The sequence below is a fragment of the Lentilitoribacter sp. EG35 genome, from assembly GCF_040784015.1.
Lineage (GTDB): Bacteria > Pseudomonadota > Alphaproteobacteria > Rhizobiales > Rhizobiaceae > Lentilitoribacter.
In genome coordinates this window covers 16511-40920 of the sequence record NZ_JBFNGQ010000012.1, presented here as the reverse complement: position 1 = coordinate 40920, position 24410 = coordinate 16511, and the positions used below count along the sequence as shown (strand labels likewise).

22 protein-coding genes are annotated in these 24410 nt (G+C 43.0%); 6 read left to right on the top strand and 16 right to left on the bottom strand.

Going from position 1 to position 24410, the window contains the following annotated elements:
* The first annotated feature begins 95 nt into the window (after positions 1-95).
* Positions 96-1274, top strand: coding sequence for an NnrS family protein (locus AB2J24_RS17335; protein ID WP_367386409.1), 1179 nt, complete (start codon positions 96-98; stop codon positions 1272-1274).
* Between the two features lie 134 nt (positions 1275-1408).
* Here the strand turns inward: AB2J24_RS17335 and AB2J24_RS17330 are convergent, their stop codons facing one another.
* The 9 genes from AB2J24_RS17330 to AB2J24_RS17290 all read right to left on the bottom strand — a co-directional run bounded on the left by AB2J24_RS17330 (position 1409) and on the right by AB2J24_RS17290 (position 11262).
* Positions 1409-2359 (bottom strand): FAD:protein FMN transferase, encoded by a 951-nt coding sequence (locus tag AB2J24_RS17330; RefSeq protein WP_367386408.1) that lies wholly within the window; start codon positions 2357-2359, stop codon positions 1409-1411.
* Positions 2356-2898: a nitrous oxide reductase accessory protein NosL gene (locus AB2J24_RS17325; protein ID WP_367386407.1), complete on the bottom strand. Its 543-nt coding sequence runs from the start codon at positions 2896-2898 to the stop codon at positions 2356-2358. Before AB2J24_RS17325 ends, AB2J24_RS17330 begins: the two co-directional genes overlap by 4 nt.
* Positions 2895-3725 (bottom strand): ABC transporter permease subunit, encoded by an 831-nt coding sequence (locus AB2J24_RS17320; RefSeq protein WP_367386406.1) that lies wholly within the window; start codon positions 3723-3725, stop codon positions 2895-2897. Before AB2J24_RS17320 ends, AB2J24_RS17325 begins: the two co-directional genes overlap by 4 nt.
* The gene (locus tag AB2J24_RS17315; RefSeq protein WP_367386405.1) at positions 3725-4633 is read right to left on the bottom strand and encodes an ABC transporter ATP-binding protein; all 909 of its coding nucleotides are present in this window, start codon (positions 4631-4633) and stop codon (positions 3725-3727) included. The genes AB2J24_RS17320 and AB2J24_RS17315 overlap by 1 nt, the downstream gene beginning before the upstream one ends.
* Positions 4633-5895 carry a nitrous oxide reductase family maturation protein NosD gene (locus AB2J24_RS17310; RefSeq protein WP_367386404.1) on the bottom strand — a complete coding sequence of 421 codons (1263 nt, stop codon included), beginning with the start codon at positions 5893-5895 and terminating at the stop codon, positions 4633-4635. The genes AB2J24_RS17315 and AB2J24_RS17310 overlap by 1 nt, the downstream gene beginning before the upstream one ends.
* 15 nt (positions 5896-5910) lie before the next feature.
* A complete protein-coding gene (gene nosZ / locus AB2J24_RS17305; protein WP_162654852.1) occupies positions 5911-7830 on the bottom strand; it encodes a TAT-dependent nitrous-oxide reductase in 1920 nt (639 codons plus the stop codon).
* 29 nt (positions 7831-7859) lie between these two features.
* Complete coding sequence (locus AB2J24_RS17300) at positions 7860-10013, bottom strand: 4Fe-4S binding protein (RefSeq protein ID WP_367386403.1); 2154 nt, start codon at positions 10011-10013, stop codon at positions 7860-7862.
* A 304-nt stretch (positions 10014-10317) separates the two neighbouring features.
* Positions 10318-10695 (bottom strand): hypothetical protein, encoded by a 378-nt coding sequence (locus AB2J24_RS17295; RefSeq protein ID WP_367386402.1) that lies wholly within the window; start codon positions 10693-10695, stop codon positions 10318-10320.
* A gap of 135 nt (positions 10696-10830) precedes the next feature.
* Positions 10831-11262, bottom strand: a complete 432-nt coding sequence (locus AB2J24_RS17290; RefSeq protein WP_367386401.1) for a hypothetical protein — start codon at positions 11260-11262, stop codon at positions 10831-10833.
* Positions 11263-11445: 183 nt separating this feature from the next.
* Here AB2J24_RS17290 and AB2J24_RS17285 point away from each other — a divergent pair, with 183 nt between their 5' ends.
* Complete coding sequence (locus tag AB2J24_RS17285) at positions 11446-12105, top strand: ZinT family metal-binding protein (protein ID WP_367386400.1); 660 nt, start codon at positions 11446-11448, stop codon at positions 12103-12105.
* A gap of 198 nt (positions 12106-12303) precedes the next feature.
* Here AB2J24_RS17285 and AB2J24_RS17280 read toward each other — a convergent pair whose 3' ends face one another.
* The 5 genes from AB2J24_RS17280 to AB2J24_RS17260 all read right to left on the bottom strand — a co-directional run bounded on the left by AB2J24_RS17280 (position 12304) and on the right by AB2J24_RS17260 (position 17833).
* Complete coding sequence (locus tag AB2J24_RS17280; RefSeq protein WP_367386399.1) at positions 12304-13500, bottom strand: DegT/DnrJ/EryC1/StrS family aminotransferase; 1197 nt, start codon at positions 13498-13500, stop codon at positions 12304-12306.
* A 169-nt stretch (positions 13501-13669) separates the two neighbouring features.
* Positions 13670-14821, bottom strand: coding sequence for a Gfo/Idh/MocA family protein (locus tag AB2J24_RS17275; RefSeq protein WP_367386398.1), 1152 nt, complete (start codon positions 14819-14821; stop codon positions 13670-13672).
* A 10-nt stretch (positions 14822-14831) separates the two neighbouring features.
* Positions 14832-15890: a sugar phosphate isomerase/epimerase family protein gene (locus AB2J24_RS17270; RefSeq protein ID WP_367386397.1), complete on the bottom strand. Its 1059-nt coding sequence runs from the start codon at positions 15888-15890 to the stop codon at positions 14832-14834.
* A gap of 23 nt (positions 15891-15913) precedes the next feature.
* The gene (locus AB2J24_RS17265; protein ID WP_367386396.1) at positions 15914-17047 is read right to left on the bottom strand and encodes a Gfo/Idh/MocA family protein; all 1134 of its coding nucleotides are present in this window, start codon (positions 17045-17047) and stop codon (positions 15914-15916) included.
* A 33-nt stretch (positions 17048-17080) separates the two neighbouring features.
* A complete protein-coding gene (locus AB2J24_RS17260; RefSeq protein WP_367386395.1) occupies positions 17081-17833 on the bottom strand; it encodes a sugar phosphate isomerase/epimerase family protein in 753 nt (250 codons plus the stop codon).
* A 399-nt stretch (positions 17834-18232) separates the two neighbouring features.
* On the opposite strand from AB2J24_RS17260, the gene AB2J24_RS17255 reads away from it, so the two are divergent.
* From AB2J24_RS17255 to AB2J24_RS17245, 3 genes are all read left to right on the top strand, one after another.
* Positions 18233-19321: a GNAT family N-acetyltransferase gene (locus AB2J24_RS17255; protein WP_367386394.1), complete on the top strand. Its 1089-nt coding sequence runs from the start codon at positions 18233-18235 to the stop codon at positions 19319-19321.
* 55 nt (positions 19322-19376) lie between these two features.
* Positions 19377-20171 (top strand): hypothetical protein, encoded by a 795-nt coding sequence (locus AB2J24_RS17250; RefSeq protein ID WP_162654861.1) that lies wholly within the window; start codon positions 19377-19379, stop codon positions 20169-20171.
* A 251-nt stretch (positions 20172-20422) separates the two neighbouring features.
* Complete coding sequence (locus AB2J24_RS17245) at positions 20423-21559, top strand: ABC transporter substrate-binding protein (protein ID WP_420883668.1); 1137 nt, start codon at positions 20423-20425, stop codon at positions 21557-21559.
* Between the two features lie 39 nt (positions 21560-21598).
* Here AB2J24_RS17245 and uxuA read toward each other — a convergent pair whose 3' ends face one another.
* Positions 21599-22813, bottom strand: a complete 1215-nt coding sequence (uxuA, locus tag AB2J24_RS17240) for a mannonate dehydratase (RefSeq protein ID WP_367386393.1) — start codon at positions 22811-22813, stop codon at positions 21599-21601.
* Between the two features lie 512 nt (positions 22814-23325).
* Between uxuA and AB2J24_RS17235 the strand changes: the two genes are divergently transcribed.
* Positions 23326-23757 carry a hypothetical protein gene (locus tag AB2J24_RS17235; RefSeq protein WP_367386392.1) on the top strand — a complete coding sequence of 144 codons (432 nt, stop codon included), beginning with the start codon at positions 23326-23328 and terminating at the stop codon, positions 23755-23757.
* 118 nt (positions 23758-23875) lie between these two features.
* Here the strand turns inward: AB2J24_RS17235 and AB2J24_RS17230 are convergent, their stop codons facing one another.
* A complete protein-coding gene (locus AB2J24_RS17230) occupies positions 23876-24229 on the bottom strand; it encodes an ABC transporter permease subunit (RefSeq protein WP_420883669.1) in 354 nt (117 codons plus the stop codon).
* Positions 24230-24410: the final 181 nt, after the last annotated feature.

Below are 24410 nucleotides of genomic sequence, written 5' to 3'. Positions count from 1 at the left end.
TCTAGACCAATACTTGCCAACTGCAAGTGATAATCTTGCTCTAGAAATGCAAAGCGTTTTTGCAAATCATATCTTGCTGTTCTCAGGTGGTATAAATGGCAGAAAAAACAAATAGAAGTACTTTAACTATCCCACTGTTAAGTGTTGGTTTTAGACCGTTCTTTCTGCTTGCATCAGGATATACGGCTTTCAGCATGGTTTTATGGTTGCCTTATTTTCAAGGTGAACTGGAACTATACACCACATTTACTGTTGTTGATTGGCACATTCATGAGTGGCTTTTCGGTTTCCTACCGGCAATTATAACGGGATTTCTTCTGACGGCAGTTCCAAACTGGACGGGTCGTCTGCCGATACGTGGTATATCGCTTGCTTTTCTAGTATCTATCTGGATTTTTGGGCGTATTGCCATCTCATTTTCAGATCTGATAGGCTGGCTTTTTACCGCACTGATCGACTGTTCGTTCCTGATACTCGTTGCGCTCCTTATCGCACGCGAAGTAATAACGGGGAAGAACTGGAAGAATTTAAAGGTGCTTCTTCCGCTTTCAATCTTGGCACTGGCAAATATCTTCTTTCATATTGAAAGTGCTTTTCATGGCAGTACTGACATCAGTAGACGTTTTGGAATAGCAGCGAGCATAGCCCTTATACTCCTCATTGGAGGGCGCATTATACCAAGCTTCACAAGAAATTGGTTAGTTCGAGAGAACCCAGGAAAGCTACCTAAACCATTTGGAAAATTTGATATGTATTCAATTGTAATGAGCGTAATCGCACTTCTATGCTGGATTGTGTTTCCAAATGTACTGGCAACAGGAATATTGCTTATTTTAGCAGGTGTTGTGCAGTTCATTCGGTTGTGTAGATGGGCGGGACACCGAACATGGCATGAGCCTTTGGTTGTGATTTTGCATCTAAGTTACTTGTTTATCCCGATCGGATTTCTTCTATTAAGTCTGGGTATATTTTTCCCCGAAACTGTTCCACTTGCTGCTGGCATTCACATTCTTGGGGTAGGTGCAATAGGAGGTATGACCCTTTCGGTTATGATGCGAGCATCACTTGGTCATACTGGCCAAGACCTTAAGGCCTCTCCATTTTCGGTTTTAATATTTGCTGGCCTTGTGGTGTCTGTGTGTGCAAGACTTTTTCAAGCTTTGTCGATAGGCGATTATGAACTTATGTTCACCATTTCTGGTGTGGCCTGGATTTTCGCTTTTGGCGGTTTCGCGTTATCTTATGGTCCAGCACTGTTAAGACCAAAAGGCTAACCTTTCTCGGAACATCAATCCTAATTGTGGTTTAGGGTGTACCTAAACACCACTCGTTAAAGTGAAAGGTGGTCTGATTTGAAGCAATGATAAAATCGACCTTTGCCCAGTAGTTTTATCTATCGTTTACCCATTCAACTTTGGTGCTTAAATTCTTCTCCGCTATTAAACTTAGCCAACAAGAGTGTATTTTGAAACCGGACAAGCATGTCTTCAATTTGACTTTCGTTCATCAAAGATGCGGCAGTTGAAATACCATCTGCGAGCGAAGCTGATTTATTTATGACACTTATGCTTTGCCAAAGGTTCTGGCCGGGTATTCCATGCTTGGGGTCCAAGATATGTCCAATATGCCCATCGAATGTTGTGCCATTTACAGATGATGTTGCAATTGATGTGTCCGACAGCGGGACTATTTTATCTGCAATATCCCGGTCTGCATTCGATAAACTTACATTCCAAGGCTTGCCTCGCTCATTTTGGCCAAGGGCTGAGATTTCCCCCATCTTTACAACCGCATTTCGCAAACCTTCTGATTTGAGAACCTGCACAATACGATCTGTTACGAAACCCTGAGCAATACCATTTAAAGTCAATGCCATTGCAGGCATAGCAAATTGGATCACTTGAGTGGAATGTTCCACATTATCCCAACCCACTAACTTAAGTTTCTGTTCTAATAAATTGCGTGGTGGGTGGCCTTTATGTTCCGCATAAATCTGCCAAAGCGGCTGTATAGTTGGGTCAAAATATCCACCACTGGCGTCATGAATAAGATCGATGGTTGAGAATAATGAAACTAGCTCAAGCGGGGGATTTTCCAGCAGACCAAATCGGTTTAGTCGCATCAATGCACTATTTGACCTGTAAAGACTAAAGATATTTTCAAGTCGATTTACTTCATCGACTACGAGTTTAATAACTTGCTTCGCATCATGCTCTGCCATGTCTGAGATAATAAGCTGCGAGTCAGCCCCCAAAACAATGCCTTTCCAGTTTACTGGTTTAACGTGAGCCGAGTATGTTGAAGTTGCAAACGTCGCACCGGCAGCAATGGTTATGAATCGCCTTCGATTTATACTCATTGAACGCTTCCTGTCGTCTGGTGATTAATATCAACGGGCCCTAGGACATATTCATCAGGAATATCATCAAGTTTTACGATGGTTCCGCCGTTCTCAAACTTAAAAGCCAGCGCACCCTCCATTGAATCAAATGGGATTGTTTCAGGCGCGCCCATGCCGCCCGTTGCGTTGCTATTTATTACGAAATATGCCTGATTTATATCTATCCATGCGTTGTCCCCCGGTGCTGCCCAGCTGGCAGCTTTAGACATGTCATGGACATAGATTGCTGCAATTTCAAAAGTTTCTTCGGGTAGTCGCGTATAAGCCACTGCATCGCGAACCTGTGAGAACCAGATTGGAAACTTTATGTTTTTGAGATGAATTTGAGCTTTCGGGCCTTCATGTTCAAGAATGTTCATATTGCAGTAATGGCCAACTGCTTCTTCTGTCATTGCGACAGCATCTGGTACATTCGTGCTCGTGCTTTGACCACTACACCCTGTCAAAACAAGTGATGCTAGCAGCGCTGAAAGTTGGGTTAGATGTTTTACATTCATGGCTGAACCCTCTTTAAAATTACGGTTGAGATAACAAGTGCAACACCTGTCCAAATTAATGGGCTTAACATGGCAAATTTAGGCGCTAATGGCATTTGCTGCCCTCCTGAATCCAGTGCCGTCGAAAACCCTGATGTTTCGATGGCCGACATATTAAAAACTCGGAATGCATCGGCTGGATTGAGAAGAAGAAAGTAGGGGAAGAGCACCTTTGCGAAATATCCATCGACACTTATGAGTAATCCCCCAAGCAACGCCAGATCATAAAGGACAACAGTAAATAGCCAGATTGAGATGGCCACGGCAGCAGCGGTGCCTGTTTGGCGAACGCTCGTGCTTGCGACATAACCAATGGCGATGAATGTTCCACCCAAGATTATGCTTGTTCCAATCAGGCGGGTGAGATCAACTAAACTAGACCAAGGTGTTTCAGGATTGAAAAAAAATGAAACACCTCCAGCTGCGCCATAACCAATGATAACGGCGAGTGACAGGACAAAAAGGTGTCCCAAAAATTTTCCCAATAGAACGTCGGCGCGCGAAACCGGAGTTGCAAATGTTAACTGCAACGTGCCTTTATCTATCTCGCCGGCAATTGCGTCAAACGACAATAACAAGGCGATGAGAGGAACAAGATATACAGTTAACGTGGATAGGCTCGCTACTACAACTGTCAAACTATCAGTTTTGGTGGCTCCCGTAGGTGCACTCCCCAGAAGAACAAGAACGAGTGCAAAAACCAATAAAATAACAGATGCCAGAACAACCCAACGATTGCGAATGCCAATGCGTATTTCATTTTGGGCAATCGTAATAACAGAATGCATTACATATCCTCGCTTTGTTCAGATGCGGAAAAATGTCGATAAATTTCATCCAGGGTGGGAGTAAATATTTCGACATCATTGATGGCGTTTCCCAAACTCGATATCTCCGCCAAATTTTTCATTTTTGAAGATTGTGAACATGAAAATTCCACAGATGAACCATTAATTCTTCGCCCCCCAAACTGCTCGTACACATTTTCGATCATGTCTGGTTTTGAACTAATTCTAATCCGAATGGGTAAGTTTGCTGCTGCCTGCAATTGGGATAACGAACCATTGGCTACCAAGGCGCCTTTACGCAGAATTGCCACTCGATCAGTTTTGGCTTCCAACTCGCTCAAACCGTGTGAGGATAGAAGCACAGCGGTCCCTTTGACTGATACATCCGAGATGATTTGATAGAATCGCTGCCGAGAGATCGGATCAAGACCTGATGTTGGTTCATCAAGTAGAAGCAGTTTGGGATCTCCAATCAGAGCCTGCGCTAACCCCAATCTCTGACGCATGCCTTTGGAATATGTTCCACATGGCCGATTAGCTGCATCAACCAGGTCAACTTTCTCAAGGGATCCGTTCACATCAGAGAACGAGGCTTTTTTTAATTTGGCGTAATAGGAAATGATTTCTCTGCCTGTCAGCATTTTTGGGAATGCTATGCTTTCCGGTAGATATGAGATTGCTCTTCTTGCGTCCTTGCTTCCGGGTAGGTGTCCCATAATTTCGACATTGCCACTATTTGCTGATAGAAAACCCAATACGATGCGAAATAGTGTTGTTTTCCCAGCACCATTGTGCCCCAGTAATGCGACACGTTCACCTGGCTTAAGCTCTATGGAAACCTCATTCAGCGCTTGTAACGAGTTGAACTGCTTTGAAACACAATTGGTTCTAAGTATCGGGGTTACCATTATATCCTACCCTGAATTCTTTTTGCCGCCATGCTTGCATTAAAAGTAGGTTTCATACGAGGTTGCTCATCGATAACACCGCCTGGCAACAAGGATGGAAACTCTTTTTGTGCCCATTTAATGAGTTGAATTGCGGGGCTCCCCAGTAGTAATTTGGCAGTTGGTTGTGTCCATAATATTTGATCCATCGTATCGTTTGGTCGAAACGCTTGATCAGCGATATTATCGCCGTTTACATCAAATGCTGCATGATCGCTCCAAAAATTACCCCGCCAATCATGATCGCGAGAGCCAACATATTTGACCTGAATGCGATTGCCGATAAATGAGTTTCCAATGATCTCATTGCGTTCGGAACCTGCAGTAAAATGTATCCCTATCGGACAGCCTTCAAAGTGATTGTCTCGTAAAATATTTTTATTGGCGTTGTACATGAACAGGCATTTCTTCCCGCCGTTTTGGATAACATTTCCTTTAACAATTGCTTTGTTGGCATAGTTGAGCATGATGCCATGATCGCGATCACCTATTGATAAGTTGTTTTCAATTTTGACATGGGTTGTGAACATAATGGCATAACCAAGGTGATTTCCAATTGACACATTTCCAGAAACTTCACTTTTGTCTGCATACATGTAATGCACAGCAAATCGCAGGTCTTCGAAGCGGTTATTGGTAAATGTGTTCTTCCGGCTTGAATTGACAAATATGCCGTCGCGCCCATACTTAATTTTGTTATTCTCGACCCGTGCGCCTGGCGCGTTCCAAACATAAACCCCATTACCTCGTCGGTTCATGCGTCGACCTTGCCGCCCAATTATCGTATTGTTTCGCACCAATGCATTTCGTGCCCCATGAACATCAATGCCGTACAAATTGCCTTCTAAATAGTTATTCTGAATAATAGCATTTGCAGCTTTTTTCGTCAGTTGAACACCACTATCTATGGTTTTATGGTTGGAGCCTGAGCCTGTCAGGTGCAAGCCTGAAATCACAACACCAGGAACATCAATACGGATAACAGAACCCGTTTCTGCACCGATAATATTAACATCGCCATTTCCATGAATTTCAATGGATTTGGTAAGCGTAAAACCGCCCACATAATCTCCGGCCTCAAGAATTAATCGGTCACCAGAGTTCGCCATTTCGATGGCCCGCACCAATGCATTTTTTCCGGGTTTAACAATCTCATCTGCAGCCATAACAGATGTAGAAAGCAAAGTTACCCAAAATAAACTAATTATGATGCGAGCTAACATTGTCTTCTCCGTGGTTTAGCTTGAGCGTGGCTCAACAAACATCCGGCCGCGCATTTCCATGTGAAGTGCATGACAGAACCACTGGCAGTAGAACCAGTGAACACCGGGTCGATCTGCAGTGAATGTGACAGATGCTGTTGCTTGCGGAGCAACTTCCATCGCGACTCCGTAGTTGGAGATACAGAAACCGTGCGTAACGTCATCAACATCATCAAGATTGGTGACATAGACTGTCACTTCATCTCCTTGTTTGACGGTGAATTTTTCAAGGCCAAACACTGGGGCAACAGAGGTCATATACACTCTGACTTTGTTGCCATCGCGGATCACCACATCGTCAGATTCGATATCAACGCCATCTGCTTCTGCCTGAGCAACCGCATCAGCAAAAACCGGATCTGCTCTGTCCCAAACATTAACAGGTTTCACAATGTCAGAGCGAACAATAATACTGTCATGTGGTTCAGCGAAGGTTGGGCCATCATGAACAACTTTCATATCATCACTTGAGATATCAATGAGCTGTTCGTTCTCTGGTTTCAGTGGACCAACGTTGATGAACCGATCTTTTGAGAACTTGTTCATTGAAATAAGCCATTCGCCGTCTGCATCGGCGGTTTCACCCATAGATGTAGAGTTATGACCAGGTTGGTAATGAACATCGACCTTTGAAATAATCGGATCAACATCTTCACCGGCATAAGCCTTAACGGCCTTATCAATATTCCACTTCACAACTTGGCTATCGAGGAACAAAGTTGTAAATGCATTTCCTTTGCCATCAAATGCTGTATGTAGCGGCCCTAAGCCGAGCTCTGGTTCGCCTACAATTGCAGAACGTGGATCTGCATCGCTTGCAAACAAAGCATCTAGTTTAGTCACGTCGATAATTGATACAGTCGGAGATAATTTTCCTGCGATCATGATGTGTTTTTTATCCGGGGCTGCATTTACCCCATGTGGACTGTTTGGAATAGGAATATAGCGTGTATATTTCTTGTTAGATCCCTTACGACCGTCGATAACAGGAATGCCGTTGAGCATTTCCACATCACCAGAGGCGACCCCTTTTTCGATCTCTTTGAGATTAAAGACAACCACATGATCAAGCTCACTCTCAGTCATCTCTGCAAGGTTCATACCCATCTCTGAATTGTAACTTGTAGAGAAAGCATATTTCCCCTGATAGTCGCAATCAGTGTTATCTAAGTTCCCGGACACTTTGACTTGCCAGGCAACCTTCATTTCATCACCATCAATAGCGGTAAAAATATTCACATATGTGGATGGATCATCGAGAATTTTACCATCATTGATAAGCGGAGCTTCATGCTCACCATTTGCAAACACATACCCCGTACGCGGATACTTTTGAGGGCGCATACCATGAATATCGTGCGCGTTTGGAATTTCGATAATTTTATCGCATTTCATCACATCGCAGCGGATGCGGGCAACACGCGTGTTGGCTTTGTCATTGGCAAAAAGATAACGCCCGTCATATGTGCCTTCAGTGAATGACATATGCGGATGGTGAAGATCACCATTATCATAAGTTTTCATGCCTTTTGCAGCCAGGAACTCCTTTGTTTCATCTGTGAGGTTTTCAGTTAGAATTTTTAAGCTCTCGTTAGTTTGTCCCCAACCTGTTGCAGAACAACGATTAAAAACAGGAATTCGCATAAGCTCGCGCATTGATGGAAACCCTAAAACCCTAACTTCACCTGATTGACCAGATGACCAGAACCCATAATATGGATCAAGTTCTCCTGGTGATAGATTTGCCTTTGGTGTTGCGGCATTGGCTTTCGTGACACCGACGTTCGGGAGCATATCTGTTCCCACTCCCGTTCCTGCTATCACTGCCCCTGCGGCACCAGCTCCAAGCAATGTTCTGCGTGAAAAGCCTTTTTCTTTAGTTTCTTCGGCTGACATAATATGTTCCCCTTTCCGAATGTGAACATTTATGGATTTGGAGAAGCGCGACTGGCCTTTGCAGCCGCGCTGTCCGGTGGTAAATTTGCTAGTTTGTTTTTGCCTCTAAATTTTGCACGCTTCTCTTCAGAGATGATGCAAACCGGGCATTTGGTTTTGCTTTGGTACAACACCTGACAATGCAGACACTGATGGCATTCATTCGGGTTGATATGACCTTCTGGATGGATAGCTTGAACCATGCATTCTTTCGCGCACCGAGTGCACGGGTCGCCACATTCTTTATAGCGCTTGAGCCAATCAAACATTCGTAGACGGCCTGGAATTGCTAATGCCGCACCAAGTGGACATAAGTACCGGCAATAAAAGCGCTCTATAAATAGTCCGGCGCCAAGCAGCGCAACAGCAAATAGAACATATGGCCAAGAGCGATCAAATTTAAGAATGATGGCCGTTTTAAACGGCTCAATTTCAGCATATTGCTCAGCTAATTCTAATGAATAGAGTGATAAGCCAAATAGACCTAAAAAGACCATATATTTGATTGGCCACAGGCGTTCGTGAATGCCCCACGGAACAATATATTGCGGGGTTTTGCAGGCCCGAGCGATTTTGTTTGTTAGTTCCTGCAAAGCCCCAAACGGACATAGCCAGCCGCAGAAAACGCCTCGGCCCCAAAATAGAAGGGATGCTGCAACTGAGAACCAAAGGATAAAAATCAACGGGTCCATCAAGAATGCGGACCAAGAGAATTGAGATGTAAGTGCTGCAAAAAACGCCATAATATTAACGACTGAGAGTTGCGCATTTGCGTACCAACCAAGCACTAATAAAGTGAATGTTAGGAATCCAATTCTGAACCAATAGGTGAATTTTTCATGACGCGTAACTTGCATCTGGAAAAAGAACACACCGGTTAACACCGTGAGTGCTACAACAAGCAGTGCAACTTCGATCTGTTTCTGTTCCCAAATGCGTTTCCAAAGATGACTTAGTTCATCTGGGTTTGAAGAGGCAAAGCCAAGATTTGAATTTGAATCTTCATGTGTTGGCTCAGTCCCTTTTACAATCTCAGTGTGTCTATCAGGAATTCGATAGCCAAGGTCAAACGTAATGAACGCCTTATCGATGGCGCCCACGGCTCGTTGTACAAGTAGCTGTAAACGGAATGGTTTTGTCGGTTCAAATTCCATATCAGCAGGAATTTTGAATATATCGAGTTCCGTAAATGATGGTGCATCACTAGGTGCCAAACGACCCAAACGACGATGTTGTTTATCAAAAAAGCGAGCAGATTTATCACCCTGAATAAGTTGTATGCGATCGAAGATGCCTCCGCGTACATAACCTGAACCTTTGAAAGAATATTCGCCGCGACCCAAAACAAGAATTGCATCCTGACCATCATCAAGCCATTCGACTAAATTGTTATATTCATCATCACCCAAGAGAGTACGCCCAATTTCAGGTGCGCTTATCAGTGCGACATGCATATCGATGAACGTATCTTCTGGATCTCCTTTATCAGGACGTTTGATCGCACGCGCATCTCCACTATCAATAAAGGCTTGATTAATTTGACTGATATCTAGTTTAAGCGCTCGGGCAGATCCGTCCCCCGCTAACGTCTGCCAATTCGAAATGGCTGCATTATCAGTAGTTGTGAGCGTCTTTTGAGGACCGCTGGATTTTAATTCCGGTTCCAATCCACCAAGTCCTAATTGACGAGCAACCTTCAATCCTGCGCGAACAATTGAATCATCAATCACCATTATGGTGACAGTCGCACCTGAAACAATATCCAGATCATGCGCGAAACCGCTAGCGCTTGCCTCTTTTATCAGGTCCAGCCCTGCATATTTTTCGGTTACAGCCTGAATTTTTTTATTTGGAATGCCTATCAGGACGATAGGTTCTGAATGCTTGACTAGCTTTACACCCGTCACCTTTGCATTGTTATCAACACCCATAATAACGTGAATAGGCTTGCCTGAATATCCAGTTGTAGTCACAAAATCTGAAGTTAGAAAGACATATCCAACAACTTCATTGTTCTTCATTGCGGGGATAACTGGCAAGTTGCTTTGTAACACACCCAGACTGCTTGCGCCTGGTACGAGCTCGGTTACGTCTATGTCATCCAAAAATTTAGTGACAATTGGCGCAGCAAAAGCAGATTGCAAACCTATCAATCCTAACATTAGAACTAAAAATAGTGCTGTTTTCAGTCTGCATAGATTTTTTTTAAGCGTGCACATGTGAACCCATCTTCATTTCTGAAGACAAGCCTTATCAGTTCGCATAAATGCGTTCTTTGTGCTGCAACAAACTTCTTTCTTGAAAGCTGTTTGTTTGCAATTTCAATGTCTCATCAACCGATCTTCCTCTGATGGACTCCGCATCAATGAGGAAGATCGATATAGTATCGATTTATGAGTTCTTGGCCTTCGGAAAGGATTGCTCTGTAAAGCAACCTAGACCGACTCATCATGTTGAGAATGATGGTGGGCCAGTTTGCGGAGCCCCTTCAAACCGAATAGACTTTGATAAGTTTATAGTATTATCTGAAGGGGCAGTTGCCTTGAGGTTGCTGGCAACACGTGTAAACAATTCTGGTGAAATGTGCAGAGCTGCTGCTTTGACAAGAGTGCAATATGGACAGCCTTTTGCGTAGGCTTTTTTTTCACCGTTTTCTCCGCTAATGCAAATAACAGGAACGGTTCCATCCGGCAGCGTATAGGCAGATAGATCTGCAATTTGTTCAGTCTCAGAGGCGATAACAGGCCTGTGTGCAAAGCTAGTCCATACCATTGCAATCGCGCAAAGGATTTTAAGTGCTTTACAAATGTTTCTACCTATCTTCAATTGTATCTCGCCGGGTAGGTGATATCATACATCTTCATACCGATATCATACCCAGATGGTGATTGAGTTTGTCGCAGCGCAAACAAAAATAATTTTGTAGGAATTGGGTTGCCGCCAGAATTACTTCACATTGGATTAGGTTTGCCATGCTGGTGCGAAAAAAACATCATCAACCGAACTTCCCAACATACTCTGTTTCGGAATTCTTAAGAACTTACGCGGGGTAGTTGTTGCGGCCATCAATGCATCGATGGGTGTTAATCCAACATGCTCGACAAGGCGGATAACAGAGCTTTTGAGATCAATATGTGCACCTGCTAGAGACCCTTGTGAATTCACTAGCTTGCCATCATCAACTATAATCTTTTCACCATAGAGCGTAAAATGATCGGGACCAGCAATTGTCGACATAGCATCTGATACCAGAACCATCCGGTGGGGGGTGGGACGGGCGCGAAAGGCGAGAGCTGTCATCCTATCATCCACATGATGACCATCTGCGATTATGCCGCAATAAGCGGAGCTATTGATAGCTGCACCAACTATGCCAGGTGTGCGTGATGTCATTGGCGGCATGCCGTTGAAAAGATGGGTGAACGGTAATAACTGTTGGCAGAATGAATGCGAGTGATAAAGATATGATTGCTGCCACCGAATTAATAAAAGTGTGGAATATGAAAATATGTTATGTTATTACGTAACATGTAGTATTATTACACTCCTTTCTAACAAATAAAAAGGTATGATAAGATGAAAGTTTTATTCAATAAATACGTTGGTGCTGTCGCAATAAGTGTGATGGTGCTTTTTGCAGCGCAAGCACAGGAAACCAAAAAAACTGAACACTCAACAAAGCATAATCATGCTGAAAAAGTTGATGATGTCTACCGTGGATATTTTGATGACAATCAGATTATGCCTCGAATGTTGGCAGACTGGAAAGGTGATTGGCAATCTGTCTATCCATTATTGCAAGATGGTACTTTGGACCCGGTAATGGCGCACAAGGCCGAAAAAGGGGATAAAACGGCTGAGGAATATCGCGCTAAATATGAGGTTGGATACAGGACAGATGTTAATCGAATTGTGATCAATGATAACGATGTTGCATTTTATGAAAAAGGCAAGGTTTACAAGGGTATTTATAAAGATGATGGTTATGAAATTTTAAATTATGACGCTGGAAACCGAGGTGTGCGTTTCATATTTGCGAAGGTTGAGGGAGATGCGGCAGCTCCCGAATTCATCCAATTTAGTGATCACCGTATCGCTCCGGCAGCTGTAGGACATTACCATCTCTACTGGGGGAATGACCGAACTTTGCTTTTGAAAGAGCTAACTAACTGGCCAACTTACTATCCTTCTTCAAAAAGTGGTGAAGAAATTGTGGCCGAAATGACAGCACACTAGTAAAGGCTCGTCTCTTAAATACTGATTGGTCTGGTTGCGGTTCGTAATTAGGCCAATTGGTGTGCCCGGATGGAGTATAAGGAGCATAGATGATCTGAGCGTGTAAACTACAATCGTTTTTAATGTTGCAAGAATGTCGTGTAGTTCACTTCATCTCAAACTTTAACAAAATGGCTTTTGGTTTGCTCAAGTATTTATTTATGAGGTAATATTTTCAAATTCCTCTTTTATAATCTGTGCAATGAGTGAACAATCATCTTCCTCGAAACTTAACGGTACGCGCATATCAATTAGGCGATGTAGGATCTCAAGGGTTTGATCCAGTTTTGGAGCCAAGGCGTAGCGCCAGCTATCATAGCGGCTGGTAAAGCCAACTGGATTAGCATCTCCAAACCACTTTAGCTCTACACCACGGTCTGCACAGTTTTTTATAAATTGTTTAATTTGAACATCAGACCATTCAGGTACTAAAAACTGAATGGAAGAACCAACATAAAGTTCCTCCTCGGGCCTTAAGGGTAATGTTAGGCCTGATACGTCGCGAAGGGCTTTTTCTAGTATTTGATAACGTGCATTCCACCTCGCAATATTAAGTTCTAGTTGTGAGAGCTGTGGACGCAATATTGCCGCTCGCAGATTATCCATTCGAGACGAGCAATTTGGCATATCAAAACGTGCACGTTCGAATGCCTCCATATCAGGTCGCGCTTTATGTTTTTCATAAAGCATGTAAGAACCTGACAAGATAATAGCCCGCGCCATCAACTCGTCATCGTTGGTTGTTAAAAGCCCGCCTTCACCACTATTAATATGCTTGTATGTTTGCGCGCTGAAACAACTTATTGAGCCGAAATTTCCGCTTTTTATGCCATTCCATTCTGCACCCATTGTATGAGCGCAGTCTTCGATCATCTTTACCCCTAGGTCGTCCAGAATCTCTATCAGTTGTTCCATCGGTGCAATATGGCCGCGCATGTGCGATAGAAGCAAATATCGAGCACCGCTTATCATGAGTTTATCTTTTAAGTCATCAAGATCAATGGTCAGATTCTTGGTGGTTTCTATATAAACAGGTGAGGCGCCAACAGCTGCAATTGCACCTGGAACCGGCGCTAGGGTAAATGCGTTGGTTGCGACCCTGTCCCCGGGTTTAACGCCTATTGCCCTAAGTGCAATTTGCATTGCACCGCCGCCTGATGATGTTGCCAGACAATATTTGGTATCCTGATAAGTCGCATATTCTTCTTCAAGAAGATTAACTTCACTATCCTCACCTTCGACCATGTTATACCGATGTAGGCGTCCGGTTTTCATGACCTTAACGGCCGCAGAAATAGCATCTTCAGAAATAGCTTCTTGCTGGGTGAACGGTTTTTTGAATTGAAGCTTTGGCATTGTTTTTCTTTCTTATTATCGCTGGTCTGATATGAGACGCTTTCGGGTTGAAAAGCAAGACGTTAAGTCAAAACAAATTTTGAGCTTCGTCGAAGCGAATTTGAAGATTTGATCATGAATAATTACTTCGCATCATTTCCCAAAACATGATCCATGATAGGTGTTAGAATTATAGGGATACCCAACTTGCATTGTTGATAGATGAACGTTGGCAGGCGTCGATGAATTTCATACCATAAACACCATCTTCGATCGTATTAATATGGTGGCCTTCTGGCAGGCTCGCGCCGGTTTTATAAGCCTCGATGGCAATTGCAGCTTCTGAGTAAATTGTTGCAAAACCCTCAAGATATCCTTCAGGGTGTCCACCGGGTACCCGACTAACACGATTTGCAATGTCGCTGGCGCCATTACCAGACCGTGTGATTAATCTCTTTGGTTCGCCAAATGGCGTATGCCAAAGATAATTAGGGTCTTCTTGTGACCATTCTAATCCGCCTTTTTCTCCATAGATACGTAGCGTAAGCGAGTTCTCGTTTCCGGGTGCCACTTGGCTGGCCCATATAGTCCCTCTAGCACCACCTTTGTAGCGAATATTAATGTGTGCATTATCATCCAGTTGGCGGTTGGGTACAAAACGAGATAGTTCCGCTGATAATTGCTCAGTCTCAAGCCCGGAGACAAAATTAGCTAGATTGAAGGCATGTGTTCCAATATCTCCTATTGCACCACTGCCTGCCATTTTAGGGTCTGAACGCCATGTGGCTTGTTTGTTATCATCATCAGCAGCCTCAGTAAGCCAGTCCTGAGCATATTCAGCGCGAACAATTCGAATGTTTCCCAACGTGCCATTGGCAATTATTTCACGTGCTTGGCGAATGACCGGATAGCCCGTGTAATTATGCGTAAGAATGAATAGTTTCTTGCTTTGATGGACCTTCTTTTCGAGATCTATTGCTTCGTCAAGATTGGTTGTAAGTGGCTTGTCGCAAATCACATGAATGCCAGCGCTCAGGAAAGCGCTCGCTATAGGCGCGTGTAAATGATTAGGCGTAACAATTGCAACAGCTTCAATACCGTCCTTAAGATCAGCTTCATGGCGGGCCATTTCCTTATAATCTGTATAGCTACGATCATCATCAAGTCCCAATTCTCGGCCAGATGCCAAGGCGCGTTCAGGATTGGATGAGAGGGCACCGGCAACGAGTTTGAAACGATTGTCGATGCGCGAGGCAATACGATGAACAGCGCCTATAAATGCGCCTTGCCCACCGCCAACCATGCCAAGGCGTATAGTTTTTTTGGGGTTAGATGTGGCCATTTTTTGTTCCTTACTTAGTGCCAATCATGCGGTGTATGGCTGCCATATCAGTTTCAGAATCTGCAAAATCATCAAATGCTTTATCTGTTAGAGGTATGGTATGTTTGCGGATAAATGGCGCACCTTCTGCGGCGCCAACTTCGGGGTGTTTCAAACAACATTCCCACTCGAGAACAGGCCAACCATTAAATCCATATGTTGCAAGACGCGAGAAAATACCCGAAAAATCAACTTGCCCATCTCCTAATGAGCGAAAGCGGCCCGCGCGCTCTGTCCAGTTTTGATACCCGGAGTAAACACCTTGACGACCAGTTGGATTAAATTCTGCATCTTTGACATGAAAAGCACTGATGCGTTCGTGGTAGATATCAATGAATTCGAGATAGTCTAATTGCTGTAATACAAAATGCGACGGATCATAATTAATCATGCATCTTGGATGGTTGCCAACGGCATCTAGAAACATTTCAAATGTTATGCCATCAAAAACATCCTCACCGGGATGGATTTCATAACCAATATTGCAGCCTGCATCTTCATATGCATTTAAAATTGGTGTCCATCTGCGTCCAAGCTCCGCAAATGTTTCTTCAATAAGCCCTTGTGGACGCTGGGGCCATGGGTAGAGATAAGGAAATGCAAGAGAACCTGTAAATGAAACAGATCCTCCAAGTCCTAAATTTTGACATGCCTTGGCAGCAAACAGCATTTGCTGCACGGCCCATTCCTGGCGAGCCTTCGGATTGCCTCGAACATGTTCGGGCACGAAGCCGTCAAATTGTTCGTCATATACGGGATTTACTGCAACCAGCTGGCCGATCAAGTGGGTCGATAATTCTGTGATTTCAACACCAGCATCGGAACAAATACCTTTAACTTCATCACAATAGGTTTTTGATGTTGCGGCTTTTTCAAGATCAAAAAAGCGTGTATCCCAAGCAGGGATTTGTATCCCTTCATAACCAAGACCAGCAGCCCATTTTGCGATTGTAGGCAATGAATTAAATGGTGCGGTATCGCCAGCAAATTGGGCAAGAAATATCGCGGGGCCCTTCATGTTTTTTGTCATATTTATCTCTTTCGAATAGTTGCCTACTTAAGCAATGCTTGTGCTGACTTTGCATCCAGTGCCGCCGGTCGATCGCACGTTGTCGATAATTCTATTGTTTGCCCGGTTTCGCCAGATTTTAAAATGGACGCCATCACATCCACGACGTGATGCGCAAATTCAAGTGAGCAACGTTGCGGCCGACCTTCCTGGATAGCAAGTGCCATATCCGCTAAACCGGCACCACGGTAATTGGATTGATGATTCCCAGAATTCTTATCGACGTAATTTTCTTTTTCGAATGGGTGTTCCCAATGGGGTAAAATCACTTCTTCACTTTCTTCGGTTAGCCTTAATTCACCTCCAAAGAAGTTCGGGTCAGGTACAAATAATGTACCTTTTTCACCATATAGTTCCATATTGCTGTGGCTCTGCGCCCAAACATCCCAGCTCGTAATCAAGTTGATGATTGCACCATTATCAAACTCAAGCAAAGCATGGATTGTTGTTGGTGTTTCAACCGGTACTTTTTCACCATCACGAGGCCCGCAGGAAATTGTTCGTGTTTTGGAAGGTGATGATGTCATTGCCGTTACACGTTTGACCGGACTAATAAGTTGGATCAAATTGGAAATGTAATAGGGTCCTAAATCTAACATTGGCCCTGCACCAGGCTGGAAGAAGAAATCAGGATTTGGATGCCAATGTTCCATACCATGGCTTTGAACAACTGCAGTACCTGAGGTTATTTTACCCACTGCTCCACTATCGATTAATGCACGTGCACGCTGGTGTGTACTTCCCAAAAATGTATCTGGAGCAGACCCGATACGAAGACCTTTTTCATTCGCAAGCTTTTTAAGAACATTACCCTCTTCTGTTGAGAGCACAAATGGTTTCTCTGAGTAAACATGCTTGCCAGCATTCAGAATTGCGCTTGATACTTCAACATGGGCTGCTGGAATTGTGAGGTTTACGATGATGTCGATATCACCTGCCATGAGCAAATCGTCTATTGACTCGGCACGAATATCAAATTCTTCTGCTCTTGCTACTGCCGCACTATGATTGATATCGGCGCAAGCTCGAACTTGGATGCCTTTAAACATCGGAACCAATTGCATGTAGGCAGCTGAGATATTACCACAGCCAATTATGCCAACACCTAGAGTTTTCATCTATCTTACTTTCGTTAAATTTCGTGTTGTTTATTAAAATGATTTTGCAGAGGCTAATGAACGGCTAGCAAAACGATTATGATCATTTGGATTATCATGTTCCATGATAAATAACTTGGTGCCGGATGCTTTAAGTGCGTCGTAAATTGTGGGCCAATCAACAATACCATAGCCAACGTCGGCCCAACCATCCTCATCAGCGCACTCGCCTGCAGCAGCTATATCTTTTATGTGCGCAGCTGTGATGCGAGCATTATGTTTCTTGATGAATTCAATTGGATCATGATCGGCTTTCACACACCAGGCAACATCAAACTCGATCTCTAGATTTGTGAATTCACTAAGCATGACTTCAATTGGTATTTGGCCGTCTTCAAGCCTTAAAAACTCAAAATCATGATTGTGCCAACCAAACCCAAGTCCGGCATCAATTAACGGTTGACTGAGGCCCTTCAATTTTTTTGCAAAATCGATCCAGTCTTCAGTGTTTTTTGGGCGATCTTCTTCTTGTAAGTAAGGCCCATAGACTTTCTCAATGCCGATGGCCTTCGTGATGTCAATCACCCGCTGTGGGTCACTTTCGATAAGGTCCAATCCAACGTGGCTCGATGTCATCGTAAGATTGATTTTATCAAGCAATGTACGAAGTTCGCGTGGGTTAACATCCTCTAATAGTGCTCCAAAGCCTTCAACATTATTGTAGCCGAGTTTAGAAAGCATCTCGAGAGTATCTTCCAATGGTGGAAAATTTCTTGAAGAGTAAAGTTGATATGAAAAACCTGTCATGAGTATCCCTATGAGGCGTGTTTTTTATAATGTTTAATCTTACGGCTGTTGTATAGTTTGAATGTTTTGTTCCCCTCGTTACAAGGGATGATAAGACCCGCAACTAATACATAAACGTGTGGTGAGCACTTTGTTGGTTGATATATTTGAGAGTCGCGTGATTCTTTATATGTGATAATTGACATAAATGTCGAGTTGATTGAGCCTCGGAATTGGCAACGGCCCGCCTCAAACCCACAGTGGGTTTATCTGCAAGAATAATATATTTACTAAAAATTAGGCACGGTCATAGTTTACTTTATAGAACCGCGCTAAATTTATTTAGTTTTCGAGTTTTTTAACGGGTTCTGTACAAGAATTACATTGTTATGAAAATCAAGTGTTTGGTGGTAATTTAAAATGGTCGTACCTTCTATTGACGTGTTGCAAGCTGCTGCGACAAATCAGATTGAGGTTTCTGCACTGCGCAACTTTGATTTCAGTTCAGATGAATATGCAGTTCTCTATAACAATTCGAGTGCGTCGGTTTTTCAGCATCCAATTTGGTTGTCGGAATTTTATACAAATCTGGCATCAGAACGAGAGGCCGAAGCTCTTGTCATCGTGGGGCGTGATGTTGTCGATAGTTCTTTGTTATTTGTATTACCTCTCATAGAGCGTCATTTAAATTTTATTCGGCTAATCGAAGCGGCAGATCTTGGTGTGAGTGACTATTCATCTCCAATTGTTGCCCCGCAGTTCCTCGAAACTCATCGCCAATCTGACCAGTTTTTTCAATTGATAGCTGATGCTATCGGTCATTATGATGTTTTGCGTATCAAGCCGATACGCAAAGAAAAACGTATGGCTTGGCGCTGCTTCTTCGATTTTGAGTTTGAGAAGCTAAACTTTTCTGCTCATGCAACATGTGTGAGCGCACCCTATGACGATTGGCGTTTTGAGGCTTTTGGGAAAAGTCATGCAAATTACATTGATCGAAAAAAACGTAAAATTGAACGATATGGAGATGTTAAATTTACACTCCTAAACAACGAAGCCGACATTGATGATGCCTTGAGCTTTTTAATTGCGCAACGGAAAGGTCGTTTTGAGGGCGATGAAATTCAAAACGATTATGTCGAGGATTTTTATAAATCGGTTGCAAAGCGCGGCATTAAAACAGGATACAGCAAAACGTACTCTCTAGACGTAAATGAAAGTACAATAGGTGTTGTTTTTGGTGTCGCTTATAGAAATTGCTATCATTATCTTCTCATCGGCTGTGACTATGAAAGATTTGGAAAATTCTCGCCTGGATTTATCATGTATGACGAGATTATGCGTGATTGGGTAAATGCTGGTGGAGATACGTTTGACTTCACAATTGGGGATGAGCCGTTTAAGGAAAAATTTGCTGCGAAGTCGACGCAAATGTACCAGATTCTGCATGCAGGTAGTTTGATTGGTCGTCTTGCTAAGTATGCTTATGAATTCAAAAACGGTGAGTAGATGAAGACCGTTTTATTCGCTGATAAATGTTTTGCCAGTAATTTGGATGATTAGTATGCAAAATCTAAACCAAGGGTTCTTGGAAAACTCGGTGATTATTGCCGCTCATCCGGATGATGAAATACTTTGGTTTTCATCGATCATGAAGGATGTGAATAAGGTTCTCATTGTTTACGAAGACTTTTGGGCGCACCCGGAACTTGGGGCAAACAGAGCAAAGGCTGTAGCGGAACTGCCCCACGCTGATGTGACTAGTTTAAAAATTGCTGAAGCTGGGACATATGGTTTGGCTGACTGGCACAACCCAAAACTATCGCGATACGGTATAGCTTTTGGTTCAGAAGCAATTATACGCGAAGTAAAACGTCAGGTTAAAAGCGTTCTTCCTTCGCCTGAGCAAACACCTGATCAAAGCGTTTGGGCGAATTACCGAGGTAATTATGATAAGTTATATGTGGCACTTGACGCCGTATTGAGCGAAGAGATGAATGTATTTACGCATAATCCTTGGGGGGAGTATGGGCATGAGGAGCACATTCAGGTTTTTCGTGTAATTGACGACCTGCGTGCCAAAAAAGGTTTCAAACTCTGGATGAGTAATTACGTAACCAATAGATCTTTGCCACTTGCGATGACTTATTTTAGTGCTTCTGAAGTTCAATATATCAAACGTCCTACCGACAAGATTTATGCTGAAGCTGTAGCTGACGTTTACCGGAAGCATGATTGCTGGACTTGGCACAATGATTGGAAGTGGTTCGATGAAGAGTGTTTTATGGAAGCGCCGACACATCAGAAAAATAATGGCGAACAAGCACATTTGTCTCCACTCAATGTTTTTTCTATCTGATTGGAGTTTGAAGGTAGTTTGTCATGTTCGCAATCATCTTTTGCAAACATGGAATGTGCAAGTTGCAATGGGTGAACAAGTTCACAGTCGGGTTTGAGTCTGTTTAAAGTCAGTTAAGTTGCCAACAAATAATATGCCACTTATAGATTAGGAAAATTGATCGCAAAAATATTCAAAGATTGTGATTGCTTGTCAGGTCGTTAGCGTTTTATCCTGTGTGCAATAATTCAGATAATAATGGGAGAAATTGAATGTTGAAATTGTTTGGTGGCCTCGCGGCTGCAACTATGCTTCTGGTTGCGCCGGTGTTGGCTGATGGCCATAAACTTAAAGTCGGTATGATCACAACTTTGTCTGGCGGCGGTTCTGGTCTTGGTATTGATGTTCGAGATGGGTTTATGCTTGCTGTAAAGGGCAATGATCATATTGATGTTGTTATAGAAGATGACCAGCGAAAACCTGATATTGCCGTGCAGCTCGCGGATAAAATGATTCAGTCGGAAAAAGTAGATGTTCTAACGGGGATTATCTGGTCAAACCTTGCAATGGCTGTTGTGCCAGCAGCTGTTAATCAGGGTAAGTTTTATTTGTCACCGAATGCTGGCCCGTCAGCATTAGCTGGCAAAGGATGTCATCCAAACTATTTCAATGTAGCTTGGCAGAATGATAATTTGCATGAGGCTGCTGGAGGTTATGCGAATAGCGAAGGTTATAAGAATACATTTATTCTTGCGCCCAATTATCCAGCCGGTAAAGACGCGTTAACAGGGTATAAGCGCTTCTTTGAGGGCGGACTTGCTGGCGAGCTTTATACAAAACTTGGCCAAACAGATTATGCTGCTGAAATTGCGCAAATTCGTGCATCTGGTGCTGACAGTGTGTTTTTCTTCCTGCCGGGCGGCATGGGGATTAGTTTCATGAAACAGCTCTCACAATCGGGGATAGATCTTCCTATCGTCGGACCTGCATTCTCATTTGATCAAGGTATTCTTAAAGCCGTTGGAGATGCAGCTTTAGGTGTTAAAAATACTTCTCAGTGGTCAAAAGATATCGACAATGAGGCAAACAAGAAGTTTGTTGCTGATTTTCAGGCTGAGTATGGTCGTTTGCCATCTCTTTACGCATCACAAGGTTATGACACTGCAAATCTATTAATCTCCGCTGCCGGTAAAGCAAATATTTCTGATGTTGATGGTTTCCGCGCTGCACTGAAGGCTGCAGATTTTGCTTCAACTCGAGGTGATTTTAAATTTGATACTAATAATCACCCGGTTCAGGACATTTATGTACGCGAAGTGATTAAAGAGGGTGATGTTCTAACCAACAAGATTATTGCTGTTGGTCTGAAAGATCGTTCCAATGCTTATGTTAGCGATTGTAAGATGTAATATCACTATTGATGTGCGGAGATAATCCGCACATCAATCCTAATTGTTGGGCTTATGTTGAATTGCTTTTATAACACCGCGCAATTCTGCTAGTCCTCGCATTCGGCCTATCAGTGGATAACCGGGCATAGAGTTTTTATCTAAATCATCTAATATTTCCTGGCCGTGGTCGGGGCGCATTGGAATATTCCAGTCTGCCCGCCCTTGTTTCCTGCGATGTTTTTCTTCGTTTAGAAGTGCTGCTATCACAGCCACCATATCAGTATCACCTTCAAGGTGCTCTGCTTCAAAGAAGCTGTGCTTCTCATCGAAATTTGGCCCGTCACGTTTTGTGTTTCGCAAGTGAACGAAATGTATTCTGGAACCCAAATTTTCAATCATCTTGACTATGTTTATGGACGGTGAAACGCCGAGGGAACCTGTGCAAAGCGTGATACCATTGTGCGGGCTATCTACGGCTCGCATAACGAACTCATAGTCTTCCATTGTCGACATGATGCGTGGCAAACCCATGATTGAGAAAGGGGGATCGTCAGGATGACAACATAGATTTATCTCCAACTCTTTGCAGGTTGGAATGACCGCTTCCAGAAATGTAATCAAATTAGCGCGTAGCTGGGTGGCATTTATATCAGTATATGTGTTGAGTAAATCTTTGATGTCAGCGACATCCCATTTGTCATTTGAGCCGGGAAGGCCTGCTACAATATTATGTTGTAATACAGATTTCTGTTTTTCACTCAAGGTCCTGAAGTAACCTTCGGCCGCCGTTCGGATATGCTCAGGATAATCATCAGCTGCATTTTCGCGCGACAGAATGAACATATCGAATGCGGTAAATTCCATCAGATCAAACCGCATGGCTGTCCCGCCATGAGCCATTGGGGAACGGAGGTCTGTTCGTGTCCAATCGAGAATTGGCATGAAGTTGTAGCAGATTGTTTTTAACCCACATTCAGCAAGATTGTGAAGGCTCTGTTTGTAATTTGCGATATGTTCTTCGAAATCACCCGTGCGTGTTTTTATGCTTTCAGAAATTGGCAGGCTTTCGACAACTTCCCATTTCAAGCCAGAAGGCGTGCCGTTTTCCAAAGCAGTGATCTGTTGCTGACGCATTTTGATCTCATCAATGGTCCATACAGCACCTGTATCAACATGGTGAAGTGCCGTAACCACACCTTCTACACTGGATTGAAGAAGGGCATCCATCGAGATTGTATCTTCAGGCCCAAACCAGCGCCATGTCTGCATCATTTTGAGAGATCCTACTCTTAGTATTTAGATTATTTATTCCAACCTTGAGCAACAATATCCTTGTATTATAATGCCGTCTTATCAAGGGGTGTGATTATTTTATATTTCGGTCCACCATACTGTTAGTATTCAATTTTGGTTACGCGGTTGATAATTGTCAGATACGAGCCAGCAGTTATTCAGGTTTGAATAATTGTAATGTTTATGACTAAATTTTCCGTAACAAACCGTTGAGTAGATATCTAGGGTTAACATTGAATAGTTTAAGGAAGCTAAGTTAATATATATGTATGTAAGTAAGTAATGAGTTATTCTCTTCCGTTGAAATTTGGTTCGTTTCCAAATTCGGAGATACATTTAAAGTATCTATATCTTTAAAATTTTAAATAAATTCAACTGATTACATAAATTTCATTTTAACCAAACGACTTAACCAAGTGTTAAACATTTGCTTGTTCGAACTGGGAATTTGCATCATTTAAAGTCCAACTAAGTATGCGTTGGAGTTTGTGATGTCTGTTTTGATTAAATCACTCTATTTTCTTTTGTTCAGTAGTATTTTTGTAGGTATCTCTGTTGCATCTGCTCAGAATGTGCCACGCCTTTATACAAATGAGGCAAGCTGTGATGCAATTAAATCTGCTATTCGCAAAAATGGTAAAATTGTACTGAGATTTAAAAAACCGCGCGGTAAACGTATTACCTATGATCTTTTCTATAAATCTCCATCCAGATGTACTACTGATGAAAAAGCTGCCTCAGAAAATGTCCCATCTGCGAATGGAAAATGCAATGTAAGTTTTCGTTGTATACCCCGGCTGGATCAGGGCCATGAATCGTCAGATGATCCTATCATCATTGCTGCCCCACCACCACCTCCTCCTCCATCAAATCCTCCCGACGATGGGTGCAATGGGTGTGAAAGCGAAGGGCTGCCGATGTAGCACAGTGTATTCAGTTTGACGTGTGCTCCGGATTCAACTTGTTTTATCGATCGGGTGCGTAATGTCGGTTTGAATAAACGAAGGGCTGCCCAAATTTCAGCGAAAGTTTGATAGAGCTTTAACTTGCCATCCGCTCATCGCGTTTTTGCATTACGATGGCTCGATTTGATATAATGGAAGCTGTGATAAAGCTTATCGTTACACGACCAATCATAATTGTCGATAATGCATTTATTTCCGGACTGACGCCGAGGCGCACAGATGAGAAATTTTTAATTGGACGTGTCGTTGCTGATGGTCCTGTCACGAATGATGCAATGACTAGATCGTCAAGTGATAATGTGAACGCAAGTAGCCATCCGGAGATTACAGCAGGCGCTATAATCGGTAGTGTTACGCTTCGCAAAGCGTCCCAATGAGTGCAGCCGAGGTCAAGAGCCGCGAATGCAAGTCTATTTTTCATCAGTTGAATTAGCTGATCGAGTGAAGAGCCTGCTAAGTTGAAATAATTTACGATTCGGAGTTTCTATATGCTCCTTTAGTTGTTCAAGTACTCGCGCGTCAGTATATGTAAATGATGGATGTTCATTATTATCGTCACTCATATTTATCGCTTGTGTGCTTTCAGAAACGACGGCTATTCCTTATAAAAA

What these genes read in the sequence shown, in the direction of transcription:
- AB2J24_RS17335 (WP_367386409.1), top strand. Translation starts at nt 96, where the DNA reads ATGGCAGAAAAAACAAATAGAAGTACTTTAACTATCCCACTGTTAAGT.
- AB2J24_RS17330 (WP_367386408.1), bottom strand. Translation starts at nt 2,359, where the DNA reads ATGAGTATAAATCGAAGGCGATTCATAACCATTGCTGCCGGTGCGACG.
- AB2J24_RS17325 (WP_367386407.1), bottom strand. Translation starts at nt 2,898, where the DNA reads ATGAATGTAAAACATCTAACCCAACTTTCAGCGCTGCTAGCATCACTT.
- AB2J24_RS17320 (WP_367386406.1), bottom strand. Translation starts at nt 3,725, where the DNA reads ATGCATTCTGTTATTACGATTGCCCAAAATGAAATACGCATTGGCATT.
- AB2J24_RS17315 (WP_367386405.1), bottom strand. Translation starts at nt 4,633, where the DNA reads ATGGTAACCCCGATACTTAGAACCAATTGTGTTTCAAAGCAGTTCAAC.
- AB2J24_RS17310 (WP_367386404.1), bottom strand. Translation starts at nt 5,895, where the DNA reads ATGTTAGCTCGCATCATAATTAGTTTATTTTGGGTAACTTTGCTTTCT.
- nosZ (WP_162654852.1), bottom strand. Translation starts at nt 7,830, where the DNA reads ATGTCAGCCGAAGAAACTAAAGAAAAAGGCTTTTCACGCAGAACATTG.
- AB2J24_RS17290 (WP_367386401.1), bottom strand. Translation starts at nt 11,262, where the DNA reads ATGACATCACGCACACCTGGCATAGTTGGTGCAGCTATCAATAGCTCC.
- AB2J24_RS17285 (WP_367386400.1), top strand. Translation starts at nt 11,446, where the DNA reads ATGAAAGTTTTATTCAATAAATACGTTGGTGCTGTCGCAATAAGTGTG.
- AB2J24_RS17280 (WP_367386399.1), bottom strand. Translation starts at nt 13,500, where the DNA reads ATGCCAAAGCTTCAATTCAAAAAACCGTTCACCCAGCAAGAAGCTATT.
- AB2J24_RS17275 (WP_367386398.1), bottom strand. Translation starts at nt 14,821, where the DNA reads ATGGCCACATCTAACCCCAAAAAAACTATACGCCTTGGCATGGTTGGC.
- AB2J24_RS17270 (WP_367386397.1), bottom strand. Translation starts at nt 15,890, where the DNA reads ATGACAAAAAACATGAAGGGCCCCGCGATATTTCTTGCCCAATTTGCT.
- AB2J24_RS17265 (WP_367386396.1), bottom strand. Translation starts at nt 17,047, where the DNA reads ATGAAAACTCTAGGTGTTGGCATAATTGGCTGTGGTAATATCTCAGCT.
- AB2J24_RS17260 (WP_367386395.1), bottom strand. Translation starts at nt 17,833, where the DNA reads ATGACAGGTTTTTCATATCAACTTTACTCTTCAAGAAATTTTCCACCA.
- AB2J24_RS17255 (WP_367386394.1), top strand. Translation starts at nt 18,233, where the DNA reads ATGGTCGTACCTTCTATTGACGTGTTGCAAGCTGCTGCGACAAATCAG.
- AB2J24_RS17250 (WP_162654861.1), top strand. Translation starts at nt 19,377, where the DNA reads ATGCAAAATCTAAACCAAGGGTTCTTGGAAAACTCGGTGATTATTGCC.
- AB2J24_RS17245 (WP_420883668.1), top strand. Translation starts at nt 20,423, where the DNA reads ATGTTGAAATTGTTTGGTGGCCTCGCGGCTGCAACTATGCTTCTGGTT.
- uxuA (WP_367386393.1), bottom strand. Translation starts at nt 22,813, where the DNA reads ATGATGCAGACATGGCGCTGGTTTGGGCCTGAAGATACAATCTCGATG.
- AB2J24_RS17235 (WP_367386392.1), top strand. Translation starts at nt 23,326, where the DNA reads ATGTCTGTTTTGATTAAATCACTCTATTTTCTTTTGTTCAGTAGTATT.